This window comes from Delftia tsuruhatensis NBRC 16741, from assembly GCF_001571325.1.
GTDB lineage: Bacteria > Pseudomonadota > Gammaproteobacteria > Burkholderiales > Burkholderiaceae_C > Comamonas > Comamonas tsuruhatensis.
Map to the genome: position 1 here is coordinate 201,477 of NZ_BCTO01000023.1, position 22,975 is coordinate 224,451.

At 67.2% G+C, this 22,975-nt stretch carries 16 protein-coding genes; 11 read left to right on the plus strand and 5 right to left on the minus strand.

The window, feature by feature from the left end; translation table 11 throughout:
• Position 1 precedes the first annotated feature (1 nt).
• Positions 2-1,831: a cytochrome c biogenesis protein DipZ gene (locus tag DTS01S_RS12375; RefSeq protein WP_061287804.1), complete on the minus strand. Its 1,830-nt coding sequence runs from the start codon at positions 1,829-1,831 to the stop codon at positions 2-4.
• A gap of 16 nt (positions 1,832-1,847) precedes the next feature.
• Complete coding sequence (gene msrB, locus DTS01S_RS12380) at positions 1,848-2,348, minus strand: peptide-methionine (R)-S-oxide reductase MsrB (RefSeq protein WP_016448169.1); 501 nt, start codon at positions 2,346-2,348, stop codon at positions 1,848-1,850.
• 168 nt (positions 2,349-2,516) lie between these two features.
• Here msrB and DTS01S_RS12385 point away from each other — a divergent pair, with 168 nt between their 5' ends.
• From DTS01S_RS12385 to DTS01S_RS12410, 6 genes are all read left to right on the plus strand, one after another.
• A complete protein-coding gene (locus tag DTS01S_RS12385) occupies positions 2,517-3,233 on the plus strand; it encodes a response regulator transcription factor (RefSeq protein WP_016448168.1) in 717 nt (238 codons plus the stop codon).
• Positions 3,234-3,235: 2 nt separating this feature from the next.
• Positions 3,236-4,741 carry a sensor histidine kinase gene (locus DTS01S_RS12390; protein WP_061287805.1) on the plus strand — a complete coding sequence of 502 codons (1,506 nt, stop codon included), beginning with the start codon at positions 3,236-3,238 and terminating at the stop codon, positions 4,739-4,741.
• Between the two features lie 87 nt (positions 4,742-4,828).
• Positions 4,829-6,547, plus strand: a complete 1,719-nt coding sequence (locus DTS01S_RS12395) for an FMN-binding glutamate synthase family protein (protein WP_034364403.1) — start codon at positions 4,829-4,831, stop codon at positions 6,545-6,547.
• Positions 6,548-6,635: 88 nt separating this feature from the next.
• Complete coding sequence (locus tag DTS01S_RS12400; RefSeq protein ID WP_016448165.1) at positions 6,636-6,914, plus strand: hypothetical protein; 279 nt, start codon at positions 6,636-6,638, stop codon at positions 6,912-6,914.
• Between the two features lie 16 nt (positions 6,915-6,930).
• Positions 6,931-8,604 carry a PepSY-associated TM helix domain-containing protein gene (locus DTS01S_RS12405; RefSeq protein WP_061287806.1) on the plus strand — a complete coding sequence of 558 codons (1,674 nt, stop codon included), beginning with the start codon at positions 6,931-6,933 and terminating at the stop codon, positions 8,602-8,604.
• A complete protein-coding gene (locus tag DTS01S_RS12410; RefSeq protein ID WP_046984647.1) occupies positions 8,597-8,914 on the plus strand; it encodes a DUF3325 domain-containing protein in 318 nt (105 codons plus the stop codon). The genes DTS01S_RS12405 and DTS01S_RS12410 overlap by 8 nt, the downstream gene beginning before the upstream one ends.
• 31 nt (positions 8,915-8,945) lie before the next feature.
• Here DTS01S_RS12410 and DTS01S_RS12415 read toward each other — a convergent pair whose 3' ends face one another.
• A complete protein-coding gene (locus DTS01S_RS12415; protein ID WP_254787927.1) occupies positions 8,946-11,219 on the minus strand; it encodes an Ig-like domain-containing protein in 2,274 nt (757 codons plus the stop codon).
• Between the two features lie 567 nt (positions 11,220-11,786).
• Between DTS01S_RS12415 and DTS01S_RS12420 the strand changes: the two genes are divergently transcribed.
• The 4 genes from DTS01S_RS12420 to DTS01S_RS12435 are packed head-to-tail and all read left to right on the plus strand — an operon-like array spanning position 11,787 to position 19,175.
• Complete coding sequence (locus DTS01S_RS12420) at positions 11,787-13,994, plus strand: ATP-binding protein (protein WP_254787924.1); 2,208 nt, start codon at positions 11,787-11,789, stop codon at positions 13,992-13,994.
• 4 nt (positions 13,995-13,998) lie between these two features.
• Complete coding sequence (locus DTS01S_RS12425; RefSeq protein WP_061287808.1) at positions 13,999-15,210, plus strand: EAL domain-containing response regulator; 1,212 nt, start codon at positions 13,999-14,001, stop codon at positions 15,208-15,210.
• A 20-nt stretch (positions 15,211-15,230) separates the two neighbouring features.
• On the plus strand, positions 15,231-18,503 hold the full coding sequence (locus DTS01S_RS12430) for a hybrid sensor histidine kinase/response regulator (protein WP_061287809.1): 3,273 nt from the start codon (positions 15,231-15,233) through the stop codon (positions 18,501-18,503).
• An 18-nt stretch (positions 18,504-18,521) separates the two neighbouring features.
• Positions 18,522-19,175, plus strand: coding sequence for a response regulator transcription factor (locus DTS01S_RS12435; RefSeq protein WP_016448158.1), 654 nt, complete (start codon positions 18,522-18,524; stop codon positions 19,173-19,175).
• Between the two features lie 25 nt (positions 19,176-19,200).
• Here DTS01S_RS12435 and DTS01S_RS12440 read toward each other — a convergent pair whose 3' ends face one another.
• Complete coding sequence (locus DTS01S_RS12440) at positions 19,201-19,446, minus strand: hypothetical protein (RefSeq protein WP_223275363.1); 246 nt, start codon at positions 19,444-19,446, stop codon at positions 19,201-19,203.
• Positions 19,447-19,821: 375 nt separating this feature from the next.
• On the opposite strand from DTS01S_RS12440, the gene DTS01S_RS12445 reads away from it, so the two are divergent.
• Complete coding sequence (locus DTS01S_RS12445) at positions 19,822-21,981, plus strand: methyl-accepting chemotaxis protein (RefSeq protein WP_061287810.1); 2,160 nt, start codon at positions 19,822-19,824, stop codon at positions 21,979-21,981.
• A gap of 14 nt (positions 21,982-21,995) precedes the next feature.
• On the opposite strand, the gene DTS01S_RS12450 is transcribed toward DTS01S_RS12445, so the two are convergent.
• On the minus strand, positions 21,996-22,931 hold the full coding sequence (locus DTS01S_RS12450) for a BRO-N domain-containing protein (protein WP_061287811.1): 936 nt from the start codon (positions 22,929-22,931) through the stop codon (positions 21,996-21,998).
• Positions 22,932-22,975: the final 44 nt, after the last annotated feature.

Sequence of the window (22,975 nt, forward strand, 5' to 3'; positions counted from 1 at the left end):
ATCAGCCAAAGGTGAAGGCATAGGCGGAGATGCCGGGGTCCAGGAATTCGATGCTGAAGGTGCGTTCGGCTGCGCCGCCGTCCTGGCGCACCAGCTGGTACAGGCGCTGCGCGGTCACGCTGCCGCTGCCGTCGGCGGCCACGTCCATGCCGCGCGAGGCGCCGGGCGCCTTGCCGTCGATCAGCACCTTGAAGCGCACGGGCTTGCCATCGCTGCCGGGTCCCAGCACCAGGTGCAGGTCGCGTGCCTGGAAGCGGTAGGTGATGCGGCCGGTGGCGCCGTCCAGCGTGGCGCTTTCCGGGCCCACAGTCCATTGGCCGCTCAGGCCCCAGGCGTTGAGCGGCAGGCGCTCGGGCGTGGCATAGGCGGTGGCCTGGTCGTGCACGGCTGCAGGCGTGGCGGCAAATTGCTCGGCGCGCTCATAGCCCAGGTAGGTCTCGTGCGAGCGCACGGCTGCCATGTCGGCTGCCTGCTGCACGCCCTGGGCCTGCACGTCGATCAGGCCCAGGTCCACCTGCTTCGATCCGGCTTCCTGCAGCAGTTGCTGGATCACGCGCTCGGACTCGGCATAGCCGCCTTCGCCAAAGTGGTGGTGCCGGATGCGGCCCTGGGCATCGATGAAGTAGTGCGCCGGCCAGTACTGGTTGTGGAAGGCGCGCCAGATCTTGTAGCCGTTGTCCACGGCCACGGGGTAGCCGATGCCCAGGTCCTTGATGGCCTTTTCCACGTTGGACAGCTTGCGTTCGAAGGCGAACTCCGGCGCATGCACGCCCACCACCACCAGGCCCTGGTCGCGGTACTTCTCGGCCCAGGCCTTCACATAGGGCAGGGTGCGCAGGCAGTTGATGCAGGAGTAGGTCCAGAAATCCACCAGCACCACCTTGCCGCGCAGTTGTTCGGCCGTCAGCGGCGTGGAGTTGAGCCAGTCGGTGGCGCCGTCCAGCGCAGGGGCCAGCCCTTCGTCCGGCAGGGCGGCGCGGGACGGGCCGCCGGCCATGCGCATGGCGCCGCCTGCGGCCATCATGGCCGGGCCAGCACCGGAGCCCCTGTCCACGGCGGCCATCATTGCGGGACCGGCCTGCATGGCCATGGCACCACCCTCGGGCCTGCCGCTCAGGCGGTCCACCAGCCTTTGCTCCAGGCCGCCGGTGGAGGCCGTGGACACTTGCGCCAGCACGCCCGTGTCCAGCCCCAGCGCAATCGCGCCCACGCCGGCCAGCATGGCAGCGCCCAGCCCGCGCCGCACCCATTCGCCCGCGCCCAGCATGCGCTTGAGCGCCGCAAACACCTTGCCGCCCAGCAGCAGGGCCGCCGCCATGGAGGTGGCCGCACCGGCCGCATAGGCCAGCAGCAGCAGGCTGGAGGTGGTGTTGGCGCCCTGCAGTGCGGCGCCCGTGAGGATCAGGCCCAGGATGGGGCCCGCGCAGGGCGCCCACAGCAGACCCGTGGCCACGCCCAGCAGCAGCGAGGCGCCGGGGCGGGCGCCGCCGTCCGTGCCCTGTGCACGCTCGGAAAGGCGCGAGCCCGCCGCCACCAGCGGCCGCGTCAGCCGCTCGGACAGGCCGGGCCACAGCAGGGTCAGCGCAAACACGGCGACCAGGCCCAGGGCCAGCCAGCGGCCGTATTCATTGGCGGCCACCACCCAGCCGCCGCCCACGGCGGCCAGCGAGGCCACCAGGGCGAAGGTCAGCGCCATGCCCGCCAGCAGCGGCAGGCCGCTTTTGGCGAAGGGCTGGTCGGCGCGTGCAAAGACGAAGGGCAGCACCGGCAGGATGCAGGGGCTGACGATGGTCAGCACCCCGCCCAGATAGGCCAGGACGATCAGCAGCATGGCGTGGCTCCCGGGTTCAGGCAGGCTGGGGCGTGAACGTAAGCGACAGCCCGTTCATGCAGTAGCGCAGGCCCGTGGGCCTGGGGCCGTCGTCGAAGACATGGCCCAGGTGGCCGCCGCAGCGGCGGCAATGCACCTCGGTGCGCAGCATGCCGTAGGTGCGGTCCTGGCGCGTGGCCACGGCCTTGTCCAGCGGCTGCCAGAAGCTGGGCCAGCCCGTGCCGCTGTCGAACTTGGTCTTGGACGAGAACAGGGGCAGCGCGCAGCCTGCGCAGGCAAAGGTGCCCGCGCGGTGCTCCTTGTTCAGCGGGCTGGAGCCTGCACGCTCCGTGCCTTCCTTGCGCAGGATCCGGTACTGCTCGGGCGTGAGGCGGGCGCGCCACTCGGCATCCGTGTAGCTGACCTCGAAGACCTCGCTGGAGGCGGCCGCTGGCGCGCGGCGCGGGAACAGGCTGGCCGCCAGCACGGCGGTGGTGCCGGCGCCTGCAGTCCACAGAAGATGGCGTCTGGTGGTCATGGTGTGCTCCTGAAGGTTGCGTGCGTCTGAAAACGATGCGATGCCAGTCAGGTTAGGGCGCCGGCCTCCCGAAGTCCTCACGCAGAGTTCAAAGATTCGTGATAACTCCCGGCCCCGGTATTGCGCACAATGGCAGCCACTCCCGCCACTTCCAGGAAACCGCATCCGATGACCGCCACGCGCCGCGTACTTCTCGTCGAGGACGACGCCCATATCGCCGACCTGCTCACGCTGCACCTGCGCGACGAAGGCCTGGAAGTCATGCACTGCGCGCGCGGCGACGACGGCCTGCGCCAACTGGAGCGCGGCGGCTGGGACGCGCTGGTGCTGGACATCATGCTGCCCGGCGTGGACGGCCTGGAGATCTGCCGCCGCGCCCGCGCCATGGCGCGCTACACGCCCATCATCATCATCAGCGCGCGCTCCAGCGAGGTGCAGCGCATCCTGGGCCTGGAGATCGGCGCCGACGACTACCTGGCCAAGCCGTTTTCGGTGCTGGAGCTGGTGGCGCGCGTCAAGGCGCTGCTGCGCCGCGTGGAGGCGCTGGCCCAGAACGCGCGGCTGGAGTCCGGCAGCCTGTCCATTGACGGCCTGGCCATGGACCCCGTGGCGCGCGATGCCCGGCTTCATGGTGCCCGGCTGGACCTGACCCCGCGCGAGTTCGACCTGCTGTACTTCTTTGCGCGCCAGCCCGGCAAGGTGTTCTCGCGCATGGACCTGCTCAATGCCGTCTGGGGCTACCAGCACGAGGGCTACGAGCACACCGTCAACACCCACATCAACCGCCTGCGCGCCAAGATCGAGGCCGACCCGGCCCAGCCCGCGCGCATCCTCACCGTCTGGGGGCGCGGCTACAAGTTCGCCGAAGCGGGCGAGGGCGCATGACCATGAAACTGCGCCTGACACTGACCCAGCGCCTTTCCCTGGTCTTTGCCGTGCTGCTGCTGGTGTGCAGCGGCACCTCCGCCTGGATGCAGCTGCGCGCCAGCCGCATGCACGAGCTGGAAGTGGTGCAGGGCCTGTCGCGCGACGTGGCCGAAAGCATTGCGCGCGACGCCCAGCTGACCGACGCCAACGGCCTCATGCCCGGCGCCGTGCGCAGCTTCTTCAACCAGCTCATGCTGGTCAACCCCAGCGTGGAGGTCTATCTGCTGGACGCCGACGGCCGCATTGCCGGCCATGCCGCCCCCGACGGCCGCGTGCGCCGCGAGCGCGTGGACCTGGCCCCCGTGCACCGGCTGCTGGAAGGCGGCACGCTGCCCATCCTGGGTGACGACCCGCGCAGCACCGAAGGCCGCAAGGTCTTCAGCGCGGCGCCGCTGCGCGTCAACGGCAAGGAAGTGGGCTTCATCTACGTGGTGCTGCAGGGCGAGGCGCATGACCAGCTGGTGGCGCAGGGCTCGGCCAACTCGGTGCTCAGCACGGCGCTGTGGTCCATCGGCCTGGTGGCGCTGCTGTGCCTGGTGGCCGGCCTGGTGGCCTTTGCGCTGATCACGCGGCCGCTGCGCCGGCTCACCGAAGAGGTGGCCGGCTTCGACATCCATGGCACCCCCCCGGACCTGCCGGCCCCCCAGCCCGGTGCCGCGCAGGACAGCCGCGACGAGATCGCCGTGCTGGACGCGGCCTACCGCCGCATGGTGGCGCGCATCGGCGAGCAGTGGCGCGCCCTCACGCGCCAGGACCAGGAGCGGCGCGAACTCATCGCCAACGTCTCGCACGACCTGCGCACGCCGCTGTCGTCCCTGCACGGCTACCTGGAAACGCTGCTGCTCAAGGACGCCGTGCTCGACACCACCGAACGCCGCCGCTACCTGGGCATTGCCCTGGCCCAGAGCCAGAAGGTGGGCGAGCTGGCGCAAAGCCTGTTCGAGCTGGCGCGCCTGGAGTACGGCTTTGTCCAGCCCGAGCCGGAGCCGTTTTCCATGCCCGACCTGGTGCAGGACGTGTTCCAGAAATTCGAGCTGCGTGCCGAGGCGCGACAGGTGGCGCTGCGGGCCGACTTCCCAGCCCGCCTGCCCGTCGTCCAGGCCGACCTGGGGATGATCGAGCGCGTGCTGCGCAACCTGCTGGACAACGCGCTGCGCCACACCCCCGAAGGCGGCAGCATCCTGGTGGCGCTGGCGGCGGCGGGCAACGCCGTCGAAGTCACCGTGGCCGATACCGGCCCCGGTATCCCGGCCGATCTGCGCGAAGGCCTGTTCGAGCGGCCCTTCACCGTGGGCGGCGCCCGCCGCGGCGGCGGCCTGGGCCTGCGCATCGTCCACCGCATGCTGGAGCTGCACGGCTGCCGCATCGAACTGGTGGACCCGCCGGGGCAGGGGGCGAGCTTCCGGTTCGTGCTGCCTGCGGCCGCGCAGGCAACGGGCGCCGGCGCCCGGCCGCGCCAGGGCTGACGCGGATCGTGGGTTAACCTTGTGCACAGCGCGCCCTCGAAGGCGCGGCATGCACAAGATCGTCAACTCGTTCCGAGGACCCACGCCATGTCAACGTCTGCATCTCCCGTTCATCGCCTGCCCGCATGGGTGCCGCTGCGCTACACCACGTTCTGCCTGAGCCTGGTCGGCAGCGCGGGGCTGCTGGTGGCGGCGCTGGTGTGGGGAGGGCTGTGGTGGTGGCTGGGCTTTGGCGTGTGCGCCGCGCTGGCGCTGCTGGGCGTGCGCGACATGACCCAGGTGCGCCATTCGGTGCTGCGCAACTACCCCATCATCGGCCACCTGCGGTTTTTGCTGGAGTTCATCCGGCCCGAGATGCGGCAGTACTTCATCGAGTCCGACCATGAGGCGCTGCCGTTCTCGCGCGCCCAGCGCTCCCTGGTCTACCAGCGCGCCAAGGGCGACCCGGACAGCCGCCCGCTGGGCACGCAGCTCAATGTCACGGCCCAGGGCTATGAATGGGTGAACCATTCCATGCAGCCCACCAGGCTGGCCTCGCATGATTTCCGCATCACCATCGGCTGCGCCGATGAAGGTGCCTCGCCCTGCACCCAGCCCTACAGCGCCAGCATCTTCAACATCTCGGCCATGAGCTTCGGCGCGCTGTCGGCCAATGCCATCCTGGCGCTGAACAAGGGCGCGAAGATGGGCGGATTTGCGCACGACACGGGCGAGGGCTCCATCAGCCAGCACCACCGCGTGCACGGCGGCGACCTGATCTGGGAGGTGGCCTCGGGCTACTTCGGCTGCCGCAACGACGATGGCACGTTCAGCGAAGAGAAGTTCATCGCCAATGCCACCGACCCGCAGGTCAAGCTCATCGAGATCAAGCTCAGCCAGGGCGCCAAGCCCGGCCACGGCGGCATGCTGCTGGGCGCCAAGGTCACCCCCGAGATCGCCGCCGCGCGCGGCGTGCCCGTGGGCGTGGACTGCATCAGCCCCTCCAGCCACAGCGCCTTCAGGACGCCGGTGGAGATGATGCATTTCATCGCCCGCCTGCGCGAGAAGTCGGGCGGCAAGCCCACGGGCTTCAAGTTCTGCGTGGGCCATCCCTGGGAGTGGTTCGCCATCGTCAAGGCCATGCAGGAGACGGACATCACGCCGGACTTCATCGTGGTCGATGGCGCCGAGGGCGGCACGGGCGCGGCGCCCGTGGAGTTCACCGACCACGTGGGCGTGCCGCTGCAGGAAGGCCTGCTGCTGGTGCACAACACGCTGATCGGCGTGGGCCTGCGCCACCGCATCAAGATCGGTGCGGCCGGCAAGGTGATCACGGCCTTCGACATCGCGCGCATGATGGCGCTGGGCGCCGACTGGTGCAACGCCGGGCGCGGCTTCATGATGGCCCTGGGCTGCATCCAGGCGCAGAACTGCCACACCGGCCACTGCCCCACGGGCGTGGCCACGCAGGACGCGGCGCGCCAGAAGGCCCTGGTCGTGCCCGACAAGGCCACGCGCGTGGCCAACTTCCATGACAAGACCCTGCATGCGCTGCAGGAGCTGGTGCAGGCGGCGGGCCTGGAGCACCCCTGCGACATCACGGCCCACCACATCGTGCGGCGCATCTCCGACACCGAGGTGCGCCAGCTCGCCAACCTGGTGCTGCGCGTGGAGCCCGGCGCGCTGCTGGGGCCGCTGGACAAGCAGCACAACGTGTTCAAGCTCTACTGGCCAGGGGCGCGCGCGGATACCTTCCAGTTCGTGCCGCCCACGCTCAAGCCTTCGGCACCGCAGGCCAAGGCGCAGGCGGCAGGCCAGCCCGCATAGAGACACCACGGCCGATCACGGGTTTTGACGGCGCTCGGGGATAATGCGCCCCGAGCACTTTGGTCCACGACTGTATTTTTCTTTGTAAATGAAAACTATTTTGGTTCGCATTGCAGCCGCCGTCTTCGGCGGCTATGCCTTCACCTGGGGCTTCATCGCCCTGGGCGTGGCGCTGATGTTTGCCGCCGGAATGGAGTTCCACGATGCCGAGCATCTGGGCTACATCCTCGGCTTCCTGGTGTTTCTGACGGTGTTCCTCTGGGCCTTTGCGGCGCAGAGCCTCCCGCGCGTCTGGGCCGTGCTGGCCGGCGGCGGCATTGTCATGACCGGTTGCGCATCGCTGCTCCAGCAGATGCTTCTGCCCTGAATCCGGAGAACGCCCCATGTTCCAGAACTTCCGCCTCTCCATGGCCTGGCTGCACACCTGGTTCGGGCTTGCGCTCGGCTTCGTGCTCATGGCCGCCTTCTTCTTCGGCGCGCTGTCGGTGTTCGACCGCGAGATCGACCGCTGGGCCATCCCGGCCTCGCGCTTCGAGCCCACGCCCATGCCCTCGTACGACCAGATCCTCAAGCCGGTCTTCGAGTCCATGCAGCCCAACGCCCAGGCGCGCGATGCCATGCGCGGCGAGGTCAACGGCCCGCTGCCCGAGCGCTTCGACACGCCCCAGCGCTGGGGCGCCTACACCACCCACCGCGATCCCGTGCTGGGCCTGTTCGCCGGCTACGAGGTGCCCAACGCCAAGAAGCCCGAGACCCTGATCTGGGCCATGCGCACCATCGACCCGCGCAATGGCGAGTCCCTGCCGGACGACCACCTCAAGATCGGCAGCCGCTTCTTCTACCCGCTGCACTACAGCCTGACGCTCAACTGGATGAACCTCGGCTACTGGATCGTGGGCTTTGCCGCGCTCATCATGCTGGTGGCCCTGGTCAGCGGCGTGGTCATGCACCGCAAGATCTTCCGCGAGCTGTTCACCTTCCGTCCGAAGAAGGCCACGCAGCGCAGCGTGCTGGACCTGCACAACCTTACCGGCGTGGTGGCGCTGCCCTTCCACTTCTTCTTCGCCTTCACGGGCCTGGTGATCTTTGCGGGCATCTACTTCCCCATCACCCATACCCAGCTGGAGCCCCTGCACGAGTTGCACGAGAAGATGGAGGCCGAGGAAACCGGCCTGCCGCACGACCGCGCCGGCTTGGCCGCACCCATGGCCTCGGTGGACGCCATGGTGGCCGAGGCGCAGCGCCGCTGGGCCGCCAAGGGCATGGCCGGCGACGTGGGCTTCCTGTCCGTCACCCATGTGGGCGATGCCAACGGCTACGTCAGCGTCTACCGCGCCGGCACCGACCGCATCGCGCTCACGGGCGAGGGCATCCACTTCAAGGCCAGCACGGGCGCCCTGCTGCGCGAAGATCCTCCGCGCACGGCCGTGGACAGCATCAACACCTTCCTCACCGGCCTGCACCTGCAGCACTTCCGCCACTGGCTGCTGCGCTGGCTGTACGTGCTGGGCGGCCTGGCCGGCTGCGTGTGCATTGCCACCGGCTTTGTCTTCTTCGTGGAAAAGCGCAAGAAGCAGCACGCCAGACAGGGCGTGCAGGGCGCGCGCGTGGTCGATGCCCTGGCTGTCACCACGGTCACCGGCATGCTGGTGGCCACGCTGGGCATGCTGATCGCCAACCGCCTGCTGCCCGAGGCCATGCCCCAGGGCTGGCCGGGCCGGGGCGACATGGAACGCTATTTCTTCTGGGCCACCTGGCTGCTGGCCATGGCGCATGCCTTTGTGCGCAGCGCCCCCGTGGCCCGGGGCCTGCCCAACCCCGCCTGGCGCGAGCAGTGCTGGGCCGTGGCCGCCATGGCCGTGGTGGCCGTGCTGCTGAACTGGCTGACCACGGGCGACCACCTGTTCAAGACCCTGGGCGCGGGCTACTGGCCGGTGGCCGGCGTGGACCTGTTCATGCTGGCCAGCGCCGTGCTGGCCGTGGTGGTGGCGCGCAAGCTCAAGACGCGCGCCGCGCCCGCCATGCCCTCGCGCGCCGCGGAGGTGGCCCATGTCTGAGGGACTGATGGACGCACTGCTGCTGGCCGCCGCCTTTGCGGCATCGCTGCTGGGCATGGCCTGGTTTGCGCTGGCCAAGGACGTGCACTGGGAGCAGGTGCACGGCGACATGCCCCAGCCCGATGGCAAGGTCAGGCTGCTGCGCTGGCTGGGCGCCTCAGGCCTGGCCGCCTCGCTGGGCCTGTGCCTGGCGGTGGACCATGCCTCCATGGCCTCCCTGGTCTGGATCATGACGCTGGCAGCCGCCGCCCTGGCCATTGCCTTCACCCTGACCTGGCGGCCGCGCTGGCTGCGCTGGCTGCCGGCCTGACGTTTGCGCGGGACCTGCGCCCGCTGCGGGCTCAGGCCTGCCTTTTCCTCATCCTGCGGCTGGCCAGATAGGCCATGCCGCACAGCAGTGCCAGCATGCCACCCTGGCCCAGGCCGGGAACGGCCTGGACATTTCCGGGGCCGGGACCGGGTCCTGGGTCCGTGCCCGGACCGGGGTCGGGATCGGTGCCCGGGCCGGGGTCGGGAGGATCGGCAGCGATCACCTCGATGGTCACGGATGCCGGTGCGGCAGCGCTCTGGTGCCCGTCGGATACCGTGAAGGCGAAGGTATCGGGCCCGGAGTAGCCGGCCGCCGGCGTGTAGACCAGCGTACCCGTCTGGGAATCGAAGCCGCTGATGCCGCCATGGGCGGGGCCGGTGGTGATCTCGAAGCGCAACGGGTCCGACTCGAAGTCCGTGCCAGCGAGGGTGATGGACAGCGCCGTATCCTGCGGGGTCGTGACGGCTTGCGGCAGGGCCACGGGGGCGGCGTTGGCCGCCATCGCGTTGGAAAAGCGCGAGGTGTCACCGGTGGAAATCCGGGTGGCGGTCGCCGTGACAGCGGCCTGGTCGCCCTGGGGCATGGCGCCCTTGAACACCAAGGGCGCATGGCCGGATGCATCGGTGGTCACGGTCTGCGAGCCGAGCAGAACCTTGCCGGCGGCGCGCTCCACCAGCCCGTCGGGCAGCCTGGGCGTCGAGAAATACTCGATGCGCATGCTCTCGTTGGCAACGCTGTCCAGCGTGCCGGACAGGCCCTCGGGCGTCACCGTGAGCAGCACCGGCTCGGCAGGATCTCCATTGGCCAGGCTGGTTCGTGCGATGCCTCCCTCGGTATTGCCGTAGATGGCATTGCCGAGCATGGAGACGCCCTTGACTTCGTCCCCCCGCAATCCCACGCCGAACAGCCTGTTGTGCGCAATCACGTTGGCATGTGCCGCGTCGTCACCGCCGACCAGGGTGTCATGGGCCTTCTGGAAAAAGGAAACGCCTTCACCGTTGGGCAGGGCGGTTCCCTGGGGACTGACGCCCACGTAGTTGCCCTGCACGAGGTTGTTCTTGCTGGCGCCCTGGAACTGTATGCCGGACGCCTTGCTGCCACCGACGATGTTTGCGCGCACGGTCACCTCGTCCGAATCCTTGATGACGATGCCCCATTGATTGGGCAGCATGGTGCTGGCATCCAGGCTGGTTCCCACGATATTCCCGGCAATCAGGGTGTTCGAGTTGCGTGCGCCGTAGTTTCCATTCAATTCAATGGCCGTTTCCTTGTTTCCGGCAACCAGGTTGCCGTCCTCAGGGCCTGTGCCAATGCGATGTCCGCACTCCGACGAAAAGAATACGGCAATGCCTGGCCCATTGTTGGGAATCATGGCCGTGCCGGCTGCATTGGTTCCGACTCGGTTGCGGGTCACCAGCGTGTGGGCGCCGGAAATGGAAATCGCGGAGGAGCCGCCTGTTTGCCTGACATTGCCGGAGACGAGGTTGCTGTCGATCAGCGTGCCGGTAAAGTCGGATGCCACGCTGATGCCGTTTCCCTGGTTTCCCAGGGCCACATTGCCGGTGATATCGGTGCCTATGTAGTTTCCCTGAATGATGTTTCCTGTACCTGCACCTGGCCAGGAAAGCCATATTCCGGAATTCTCCGCCGCGGAAATGACATTTCGCCCGCCAATATCCAGATTCCCGATGCGGTTGCGGTTGCCGGAGTGGACAAGGATGTTGCTGCGATTGCCCATGGCAACCGTTCCCGATGCGTCAACGCCTATATGGCACCCCAGCACGGTGTTGCCGTCGCCGGTCACCGCCAGGGCGGTGTTGAAGCCGCCTATCGCCAGACCGCGCACCGTGATGGCGCCTGCCAGCTCAAGCCCTGTACCGAACTCGGAGCTGCCTGCCTGCAGCGTGATCAGGGGGCGGCGGGGCAAGTGGTCCTCATAGCCGGGTTGCGTGCTGGCGTCCACCGTGAGCGATGTGGCCGGTGCAATGGGCTGCATGAGCCTGCCATTCCAGTTGCTTTGGGTGACGATGGTCTGCTCTCCCCCCGCACCGATGCTGAACTCGATGCGGTTGTCGCCCCCTTTGTTGCGGTTGGCGTTGGCGTAGGTGATGGCGTCGCGCAGGGTGCAGGGTCCCAGGCCGGTGCTGGCGCACGGGCCGCTTGCGTCGGCGGCGCTGTCCACCACGACGGTCCATGCCTGGGCCGTGGCGACACAGCCTTGCGACAGCAACGCCAGGGCGAGCAGGCGCAGGGGCCTGCGTGCCGCCATGGGAATGAATCGTTGCCTGTATATCTTCATTGCCATTTTCACTTTCCCTGAAATGGGCTGCCGAAACGCATTCTGGATATTGCGCAACACAGGACGTGAAAAAAGCGCTGGCATTCTGCATGCGCGACGTCTGTGTGCAATATCACAGGGGTGGTGAGAAACGGAGCAGCCTTTGTCGATGAATCAATCCGGCAATGATCTCCAGGGCATCGGAATATTGGTTTAAGAATTTTCTTAAAGTGATAGGAATAATGGCATTTTCAAAGAGATTTGACGATTTTCCGATGGCGGATCGATGCTTGAAATCGCTCTTTGGCGAGGCGGCGTGCAAGAGGTTTCAGCATTAAGAAAATTCTTAGTCCAAATTCGCCCTTTGATTTCTAAGATTCGGCAATGCGCCAGTTTCAAGCTCTCTTGTTTTCTTCCAGATCGATACATCACAGGCTGTGCCTGTCCCTGGCACGGCGTGACTTGATGGCATTTGCACTGGCGATCATGGCCATGCTGGCCTGTGCCGGTCACGGCGGCAGGGACGCCGCCGCCCCGGCGACGCCGTCGCGCAGCCTCGGTCATGTGCCCGTGCGAGACATTCAGTTGTTTTTCATGGACCGATGTTTCCTGCTGCTGGACGCTGCGGTGGGGGCCACGCACGCAGCCATCCACACGCAAGCCGGTTATGCCTGGCCGTGGCGCGCCAGCGCACCGCAGGGCCAGCCCGGGCCGCTCCATTCACTGATGCAGGCAGGTCGGGCGCTTCCCGAATCCCTGTTGCTGCGCAAATCCGCGACCAGCGCCGGATGGCTTGCAGCCCGTTGGGAGCCCGCGCGGCAGCTGGTCAGGGCCCATGTCTGGCTGCTGCTGTGGTCCGTGTCGCTGGGACTTGCCTTCATGGCTGCACTTGCATGGTGCGTGCGCCGGCTGCGCCGCGGCGTGCCGGCTTCGGCCTGGAGCCGGGCAGGCGCCTGCGCCGCCGGTGATGCGCTCTGCCGAAAGCTGCTGGACACGGCCCCCGTGGGCCTGGCGCTGGTGCGGTGCAGCGATCGAAGCCTGCTGCTGTCCAACGGGCTGGCGCGGCAGTGGGTGTGCAGTGATACTTCCTGGTTCGAGCAGGCCGTGGCCGGGGGCACGCAGCAGGGCCCGCGTGAGCTGGCGCTGGGGGACGGGCGATGGGTGGAGGTCCGCACCACGCCCACGACCCACGGGGGCGAACCGGTGGTCTTCTGCCTGGTCAGCGATGTGACGGCGCTCAGGCAGGCGCAGGCAGCGCTGGTCGATGCCAAGCAGCGCGCCGAATCGGCGAGCCAGGCCAAGACGCAGTTTCTGGCGACCATGAGCCACGAAATACGCACACCGCTCTTTGGCATCCTGGGAACGCTGGAGCTGCTGGCCCTGTCCAGGGTTCCTTCCGAACAGACCCGCTACCTGGGGGCCATGCAGCAGGCATCGGCCTCCTTGCTGCGCATCGTCAACGACAGCCTGGACCTGTCGGCCATCGAGGCGGGCCGGCTGCAGCTGGAGGCCCAGGCGTTCTCGGCCACCGAATTGCTCGACAGCGTGGCCGCAGGCCTGCTGTCGCGTGCCGAGCAAAAGGGCCTGCAGCTGTATGCCGTCTCCGATGTGAAAACGCCGCCCCTGCTGGTGGGCGATGCCTTGCGGCTGCGGCAGATCCTGGACAACCTGGTGGGCAATGCCATCAAGTTCACGTTCTCCGGCCACGTGGCCCTGCGCCTGCAGGTCATGGGCGACAGCGAGGAAGGCACCGACCTGCGGTTCCAGGTGCAGGACACGGGCATCGGCATCGACCCGGACCAGCAGCCCTTCCTGTTCGACCCGTACTTCCGTGCCCATGCGGCCACCCAGCAGCAGGTCCAGGGTGCGGGCCTGGGGCTGTCCATCTGCCTGCGCCTCAGCCAGGAGATGGGCGGGCGGCTGACGGCCGCCAGCCAGCCGGGACTGGGGACCTGCGTGTCATTCGAGCTGCGCCTGCCGCGCGAGAGCGCGGCAGGCTATGAGGCAGTGCCCAGTCTGTTGCCGCACACCGTCTACGTGGATGGCGCCATTCCGGAAGTCGTGCACAACCTGTGCGCCTGGCTGCGGCATTGGGGCGCCATGGCCCAGCCCTACCGGGACCAGGTGCAGGGTCCCAATGAGCAGGCCGTGCTGGTGCAAGCCTGGCCGCGGTCGCTGCGCCGTCCGCAATGGACGGGCAAGTGCGTTCTGGCGCTGGCGCCGGGCGAGAGCCCCCGCGAGACCGTGCAGGCCTGCGTGTGGGAGGCCAGCGCGCCTGGCGTGCCGGCAGTGGGCCATGCGCTGGGCCTGGCCCAGCAGGGCATTGCGCCGGGTGCGCGCCCCGACCTGTATGCCGCCGCCGCCCAGGTCCACGAGCCCCTGGGGCTGAGGGTGCTCATCGTCGAGGACAACCCCATCAACAGGATCATCCTGCGAGAGCAGCTGCAGTTGCTGGGCTGCGAGGTCCAGCAGGCCAGCAATGGACAGGACGCGCTGTCCCTGCCCGGCCTGCTCGAATTCGATGCCGTTCTCACCGACCTGCACATGCCGTTGCTGGACGGCCCGGCCCTGGCGCGTGCGCTCAGAAAGCGCGGGTATGTCCGCCCGATCGTCGGGCTGACGGCCAATGCGCAGCCGCAGACCCAGACCCAGACGCAGGCGCAAGAGCAATCGCAAGTGCAGGGGCAGGGGCAGGGGCAGGGCGACGGACTGCCGGCCGGCTTCGACAGCCTGCTGTGCAAGCCATTCACGTTGGCGGTGCTGCGCACCACCTTGAACAACATCAAGCAAGGCAGGACCTGAACCCATGCTGGCCCCATTCAAAGTACTCATCCTGGACGACCATCCCCTGTGCTGCGAGCACGCGCGCAGCCTGCTCATGGAGGCGGGACTCACGGACACGCACATGGCCTGCAACGCGCGGGAGGCCCTGGAGAAGCTGGGCGACGGCGGATTCCATCTCGTCATCACCGACCTGAAGATGCCTGACATGGACGGCCTGCAGTTCATCGATGAATTGAGCCGGCGCGACCTGCATCCCATGCTCGTGATATCCACCTCCTGCTCGCGCCGGCTGATGAACAGCGTCAGTCTCATGGCCAAGGAGTCCGGCTTTTCCGTCATCGGGATGTTCCAGAAGCCGTTCGGCACGGACCATGTCCAGGCGCTGGTCAGCCAACTCAGGTCCGTCCATGCAAACGAGGGGAAAGCCGCTGCCGGCATCAGGGAGCGGCCGATTTTCGCCAAGGCCCACCTGGTGCAGGCTTTGCAGGAGAAAACCATACAGGCCTGGTTCCAGCCCAAGAAATCCCTGCTCACGGGCCACATCGTCGGCGTGGAAGCGCTGGCGCGCTGGAACGATCCGCAGTTCGGCTTCATGATGCCGGGCTCGTTCATGTCCGCCATCCGGTTCCATGGGCTGGACCATGCCTTGCTGGTGCGGATGATGGAAGATGCCATGTCGGCGCACCTGGCCTGGCGCAGTGCCGGACATGTCGTGCCTGTGTCCGTCAACCTGCCGATACCGCTGCTGGACGATATCGGCCTGCCGGACGAGTTGCACGGCATGGCGGCCCGGTGCGGCATTGCTGCGGAGAACATCACGTTCGAGCTTCTGGAGGACCAGGCCGTCGGCATACCCGCCAACTACTACATGAGCGCGAGCCGGTTGCGCCTCAAGGGCTTCGGCCTCGCCCAGGATGACTACGGGCGCGGATACAGCTCGATGTACAGCCTCATCTCCACGCCCTTCACCGAATTGAAGATCGACCGGGCCTTCGTGGCCGGCGCCGCGGGTGACGAGGTGCGCACTGCCGCCTTGACGTCGTCGGTGCAACTGGGGCGGCAGCTGGGCCTGACGGTGACGGCGGAAGGCGTGGAGACCACCCGGGACCTGGAGTTGCTGCGCAGCATCGGATGCGATTGCGTGCAGGGCTATCTGCTGTCCGCCGCGGTGCCTGCGGTTGAATTTGCCCTTATGCTGGCGTCCGAACCCCGGCACCAAGGCAACCCCACCTGACCCAAGCACGCAAGGCGTCCATGCCCGACTCCCCGTTCAGCAAGATCACACGCACCACACGCTGGCAGAACCGGGTACTGTTTGGAGCGCTTCCCCTGGCGATCTTCCTCATCGCCGTGCTGCTGTGGGGCTCGGAGAGGATCTTCGAGCAGGAGCAGGGGCGCCTGGCCTTGAACTTCTCCGCCATCGTCGGCTCGCTGCAGGAGCAGGAAATCTTCCTTCGGCGGCTCAAGGGCCGCAACGAGTCCTGGAAAGCGCTGCCGGACCAGAGGATAGCCACCATCGTCGACGTGCCCGCACCTGCGCAGGCGGACTACCGCATGTTCCGTGGCCGCGAGGCCATCGGCGGCATTCCCTTTTCACTACAATGCGCTGCGCGCGTGGCCTGCGACACGCTCCCGGACCGGCTTTTCTCGCTGGGTAGCTCCCTGGCCGCAGGCTATTCCTCCTTCTGGGCAGGCTCCTACTTCCCGGCAGCCGCTGCCTTCTTCACCAAGGAGGACGGGGCGATCAGCATCGGCGTACCGGCCATCGACGTGCCCATCGGCAACGAGAGCGTCACGCAGGAAATGTTCGACAGCACGATTGCCGCCGTCAAGGCGCATCTGCGGGCCAGGGCCGCCGATGCCCGGCCGGGCGCCGGCTCCACGGCGCCGGCGCAGGAAATCGTCTGGTTCCGGTCGCCCCAGTTCCCGGAGAAGATGATCGGCATGGTCGCCGCCGGCTTTTCAAGCCATCTCGAAGCCGGCGACGAAGCCGCCACAAGCCCGATCTACGCCGCCATCCTTTTCAGCCGCCAGCGCATCAGCGCGATAGAAAGAACCATCCATACGCTGCCCAGGCATCTTTTCTGGCTGGAGCACCGGGATTTCGGCGTGCTCATGGGCACCGGCCCCGTCCCGCAGGTGGACGACACGGGGATGCAGTACACGCGCAATGGCCTGATCCTCAAGACCGAGGATGCCTCCGGCCGGTGGACCGGCTACTACCAGGTGGACTACGCCACCTTTTTCCAGGGCAGGCTGTTCGCCCCTTCTGCCGGCCTGGTGCTGGCCCTGCTGCTCAGCCTGCTGGCCGGCGTGGCCTATACCCGGTGGTTCAACCGCAAGGTGATTGCGCCCGCGCAGGAGGCGCAGCGGGTCATCGTCGAGAGCAATGAATTCAACAGGACGCTGATCGAAACCGCTCCCGTGGCCATCTGCCTTGTGGCCTACGGCAGCGGGAAAATCATCTTCAGCAACTCGCTGGTGCAGGAGTGGCTGCACTCGGCCGATGGCTACCTGCGTCCCGGCTCGCCGGAGAACAAGGCGGCGCTGGAGGAGATTGTCCATGCCCGGGCCGCAGGCACCATGGAGCGCCTGGTCACCGAGCAGGGCAGGACGCTTCATGTGGCCTATGCGCCCACGCGCTACCTCGGCCAGGATGTGACGCTGTGCATTTTTGCCGACGTCAGCGCGCGCGCGGAGATCGAAAGCAACCTGGAGCGGGCCAGAATCGCGGCGGACGAGGCCAACGAGGCCAAGTCCACCTTTCTGGCGACCATGAGCCACGAGATCCGCACGCCGCTGTATGGCGCTCTGGGCACGCTGGAACTGCTGGGCCTGACCGAGCTCACGCAGCTGCAGCGCAAGTATGTGGACCGTATCGAAGCCTCTTCGTCCATCTTGCTGCAGATCATCAGCGACATCCTGGACACCAGCAAGATCGAGGCGGACCAGTTGCAACTGGAAAAGGCCCCGTTCAATCCCCGGGAGCTGGTGCAAAACTGCACCAGCTCCTATGCCGCCATGGCGCAGCAAAACGGCCTGCTGCTGTTTTCCTGCGTGGACGCGCAGGTGCCCGAGTCGGTGCTGGGAGACGCGGTGCGCATCCGCCAGATCCTGGGCAATCTCATCAGCAACGCCATCAAGTTCACGGAGGCCGGCCATGTGATCGTCCGCCTGCGCAGCATGCCGGGCCCGGCCTCGCAGGCCCGGCTGGTGTTCGAGGTCTGCGACACGGGCGTGGGCATAGAAAAATCCCTGCATGGCGAGCTTTTCACGCCCTTTTATCTCGTCAAGAACAGCAGCCGCACGGCGCGGGGAGCGGGCCTGGGCTTGTCCATCTGCTGGAGCCTGGCCCGGATGATGTCCAGCTCCATCGAGGTCTGGAGCGAGCCCGGCCTGGGCAGCAGGTTCTGGTTCGTGCTGGGGCTGGAGACCGTCGCGCAGGAGCAGGGGCCGGAGCAGGAGGAGGCTCCCGCGCTGCAGGGCGCCCGGATCGCGGTGCGCACCCCCCACCCGGAACTGACGGACAACATCTGTGCCTGGCTGCAGCGCTGGGGCGGCCAGGCCCGCGCGGCGGCAGCCGTCCCGGTGGCGGCCCATGACGATGAGCTGCTGCTGGACGTCCTGTTGCCGGCGGACAGCCCCGCGCCGCAGTGGAAGGGGCGGCACCTGAACCTGTCCTCGCCGGACAACCGGGGCATCGACGGGCACAACGTCCTGAGCATCGGCCAGGGCATTGCGCAGGTGCTTGGCGGTGCGCAGCGCTCTGCCAGCGCCGGCACCGATCTGCCCCTGTTCGACCTGCGCGTGCTGGTCGCCGAGGACAATCCCGTCAACCAGGTGACGCTGCGCGGCCAGCTCGAGAGCCTGGGCTGCGAAGTCACGGTCGCCGACGACGGGGAGGAGGCGCTGGCGCTGTGGGACATCAGCCCGCACGACCTGGTGCTGACGGATGTGAACATGCCCTACCTCAACGGCTACGAACTCGCCGAGCGGCTGCGTTCGGAGGGGGTTGCCTGCCCCATCGTCGGCGTGACCGCCAATGCCATGCTGGACGAGGAAAACCGCTGCCTGAACGCCGGCATGAATGCCTGGCTGGTCAAGCCCATCCAGTTGCGCACGCTGGTCCGCACCCTGGAGAAGTTCGCGCCGAGAAAACGCCTGCGTCCGGCGCCTGCCCAGGCCGGCGCTGCGGCGGCGGACATTCCCCCACCCCCGGCCCTGTCGGAGCCCAACGTTTTGCAAACGCACAGGCAGGTCTTCGTGCAGTGCATGAACGACGACATCGCAATGCTGGCCCGCGGCCTGCAGGAGCGCCGGCCCGACCTGGCCGCCCAGGCCCTGCACCGCATGCGCGGCGCCTTGCTGCTGGCCAGGATGCAGGAGCTTGCCGCCCGCACCCAGGCGCTGGAGGAGCGGCTCCTGAACGGCGCCCCGGAGCCCGGCCTGCAGGCCGCGCTGTCAGTCCTGCTGGACGACCTCCTGGCCGACCTTCGCGCCATGATGGCGCAATTGCCCCAGCCCTAACCCTTTGCTTGCGATCCCATGAAACTGAAACTGCGCATTGCTGTCGTGGACGACCACGCCGTGGTCCTGCTTGGCGTCAAGGACTTCCTGGAGCAGGACCCCAATCTCCAGGTCGTGGCCACGTTCGATACCCCGTCGTCCTTGATGGAATACGCCAGATCGAACCCCCTGGACGTGGTTCTGACCGACTACTCCATGCCGGGCGATGACCTCTACGGAGACGGCCTGCGCTACGTGGACTACCTGATACGCCATTTCCCGCACATCAAGGTGCTGGTGCTGACGACCGTCTCCAATCCCATGATCATCTCGGCCCTGTATGACGCGGGCGTCGCCGGCGTGCTGCTCAAGGAAGACCCGCTCAGCCAGATCATGGCGGCGCTGCAATGCGTGCGCCTCAACACGCGCTACTACTCGCCCTCGTTCCAGGCAGGCACGCCCAGGCAGGAGAGGACGGTTTTCCTGAGCGAACGCGCCAACAACCTCTCGCCGCGCGAATTCGAAGTCCTCAGGCATTTCGCCAAGGGGGAATCCATCACGGAAATCGCCGCACGCCTGAGGCGCAGCGTCAAGACCGTCAGCCTCCAGAAGAACTCCGCCATGCGCAAGCTGAACGTGGACAGCAACCAGGACCTGGCCGCCTTCTGCGCCGAGCACCATCTCTTCGACTGACCGGCCTGCGGGCTGCACCAGCCGGTCAACCTTCCAGCGCCTGGCCTTGCGCCTGGCTGCCGCCCTCGGCGTCCACCTCGCCCAGGCGATAGTGCGGTTCGGACGGCATCAGGCGAAACCCCAGAAGTGCCCCGCGCCGGCTTGTCTTCATCGCCAGGGGCGCCTGGCAATGCACGCAGCCATAGTTCACGAAATTGGCATCCTGCTCCAGCGAGTAAAAGCGGAACCTCAGTCCGGGGTGCGGCTTGGACAGGGATGTATTGCTCAGCAATTCGTAGCATGGGTCGCACAGTTTCTGGGTTGTTTTCGGCTGCATTTCTGGAAATAAAACGGATCGATATACCGCTGTCCAGTCTTGCCAGAACCTGCGCAATCCAGGTTAAGACGATTCTTATCGTCGGCTGCCATATCCGTTGCAATGAATGCCGCCGCCGCCGGCGGCAATCCGACAGTTTCCGCTGCTGTTGCAACACTTGGTTACTTCCTTGACCCATCTCAAATCCCCCAGGCGGCGGCGCCGATACGCTTCGGCCCATGAATCGCCACGGCTTGACTTGGGTCAGCCTGGCCTGGCACGCAGGCATTCCATGCCGATACCGCGTGCGCACACAACAGCGGCGCCCTACGCCGCACAGGAGATGCATCAATGCACATCGGCCAACGTTTCTGGCGCCGCCAAGGGCTGGGCACCAAACTGTCCATCACCAATTTCGTCTGGGTCGCCTCCATCCTGGGCCTGCTGGTCCTGGGCATTGCCTGGGATGTCAGCAAGTCCCTGCAGTCCAGGATGAACAGCGACATGCAGCAGGGCATACGGACGCTGTACAACTTCATCGAGTCCAACGACAAGGAGCTGCGCCAGCGCACCCAGTTCCTGGCCGACAGCCTGGCGCACAGCCTGCAGGGCACGCTCAGCCTGGACACCGGCGGCAGCGAGCCGGTGCTGAGCCTGGACGGCCAGCCTCTCAACGGCAACGATGCGCAGCTGCAGGCTTTCACGCGCAGCACCGGCGCCGTGGCCACCGTGTTCGCGGCCCAGGGGCAGGGCGACTTCGTGCGCATTGCCACCACGCTCAAAAACGAGAAAGGCGACCAGAGCGCGGCCGTGCTGGGCAGCCGCCTGGACCGCGCCCACCCCGCCTACGCCGCCATCCAGGCCGGCCAAAGCTACATGGGCCTGGCCCATCTGTTCGGCCGCCAGTACATGACGCACTACCGCCCGCTCAAGGACGCGGCGGGCGCCACCGTGGGCATTGCCTTCGTGGGCCAGGACTTCTCGCAACTGCTGGAGCACTTCAAGGACTCCATCCGCGCGCTCAAGGTCGGCCAGACCGGCTACTACTTCGTGCTCAACGCCGAAGACGGCCCCCAGCGCGGCCAGCTGGTGGTGCATCCCGCCATGGAGGGCAAGAACATCAGCGAGTCCAGGGACGGCGACGGCCGTTTCTTCATCCGCGACATGCTGGACCGCAAGCAGGGCAGCATCGCCTATCCCTGGACCAACCCGGGCGAGGAGCAGCCCCGCGACAAGCTGGTCGTCTTCAGCCACTACGCGCCCTGGAACTGGGTCATCGCCACCAGCGCCTACGTGGACGAATTCGTCTCCGAGACCCGCAGCCTGATCCTGCAGTTCGCCCTCATGGGCCTGGGCGCCGTGCTGCTGCTGTCGGCCGCGTGGTTCTGGCTCATCCGCCGCATGATCGTGCGCCCGCTCAAGCAGGCCAGCCACATGGCCTACGCCATTGCCGATGGCGACCTCACCTTGCGCGTGCACAGCGACCGTCATGACGAAATCGGCCATCTGCTGGAGGCCATGAACACCACCAGCACGGGCCTGACCCGCGTGGTCGGCAGCGTGAACGAACAGGCCCACAGCGTGGCCCTGGCCAGCGCGGAAATCGCCCAGGGCAACCAGGACCTGGCCGCCCGCACCGAAAGCGAAGCCAGTGCGCTGGAGCAGACCGCCGCCGCCATGGAGGAACTAGGCTCCACCGTGGCCCACAACGCGGACCACGCGCAATCGGCCGACCGCATCACGCGCGAGGCCCAGCGCGTCGTCACCGAAGGCGGGCAGGCCGTGCGCAAGGTCGTGCAGACCATGCAGGGCATAGACGCCAGCAGCAAGAAGATTGCAGACATCATCGGCGTCATCGACGGCATTGCCTTCCAGACCAACATCCTCGCCCTCAACGCCGCCGTGGAAGCGGCCCGGGCGGGCGAGCATGGCCGCGGCTTTGCCGTGGTGGCCGAGGAAGTGCGCGCCCTGGCAGGCCGCAGCGCCGAGGCCGCCAAGGAAATCAAGCAGCTCATCAGCCACAGCGTCGCCGAAATCCACACCGGCAACCAGGAGGCCGCGTTTGCCGGGGAAACCATGAAACAGGCCATGGAGGAAATCCGCAAGGTCACCCAGCTCATCTCGGACATCAGCCACGCCAGCGCCGAGCAAAACAGCGGCGTCGCCCAGGTGGCCGAGGCCATCACCCACATCGACCAGACCACGCAGAAGAACGCCGCCCTGGTCGAGGAAATGGCCGGCGCCGCCGCAGGCCTGCGCCACCAGTCCGATCAACTGGTGCGCGTGGTCTCCATCTTCCGGTTGCAGGGCGGCAGCAATGCCCAGGCGCAGGCGGCGCCCCGTGCACCGTCGCTGGCGCCCGGCGCGGCCAAGGCATCTGTGCCCCAAGCCGCCCCGCCTGCCGTTGCCAAGCCTGCCACCCCGGCCGCGTCGGCTGCCTCGGCAAAACCGGCTGCCGCCAAGCCCATCGCCATGGCCTCCACGGCCGATGACGACTGGGACAACTTCTAGGCGTCGCGCCCGCCTCAGTCGTGCCGCGCCATCAGGTCACGGCGGCGGCGCTCGTAGTAGTGCCGCTGGCACTCGGCCGCCTCCTGCCAGGCCTGCCTGTCTATGGCCTCCTGCACATGGTCCGGCAACGGCCGGGGCGCAGCCGCAGTCGCCAGCATGGCCTCCATCCCCTCCAGCGGCGCAAAGCCCAGGCAGGGCAGCTCGAATGGCAGCGCGGGCTCCTGCGCATTGGCAAGAATGGCCCCCAGCGCCCAACGTGCCATGCGGTCAAAGAACCCGTCAGGGTGCCCATGGTTCCAGTACCGCGCCATCTCCGGCCCCGCAAACCGCATGGCGTCATAGGCATGCCTGGGGTTGTGGCGGGCCAGCTCCACCACCTCGCTGAACCAGATCTCTCCAATCCCATAGTGCTCATGCCCGCTGTTCATGCGCGGCGGCACAAACCACTGAATGCGCTCCCCCTTCGCATTGCGCCGTGTGAAAGACAGGTCATCGCAGGTGCGGATGCGGCGCAAGACCTTGGGCGCAGGCCCCGGGATCAGGCTCTGGGGCGGGTGCTTGGCCTTGTACTTGGGTTTGCGGTCTTTGGCCGATGCATCCATGCTGGCCAGGACCTTGTCCTTCACCCAGCGCCTGAAGCGCTTGGCCTCCGGTGAGGGGCTGGCCTGGGTCAGCGCATGCAGGCCGTCCACGCTGATGGCCGTCACGGCTTCGCGCCTGGGCTTGCGGCCGGGTTCGCTGGCAAGGCGGACGGTGCAGCGCTGGCCCTCAACGAGCTTGCCGGTGGTCAGCTTGTGGCGGGAGATTCCCAGGGCGGTGAACACATCCTTGGCCAGGAACCAGGTCAGGCCGTTCTTGGAGAACGTGCGGATCGGGATGACGTCGAAGTGGAAGGTTTGGGGGGTGATGTCGTCTGCGGGGACGGCACGGGAGGGGGATCGCAAAGCCATGAATGGCCTCCTATGTCAACACGGTCATAGGGTTGCCCGTCTGT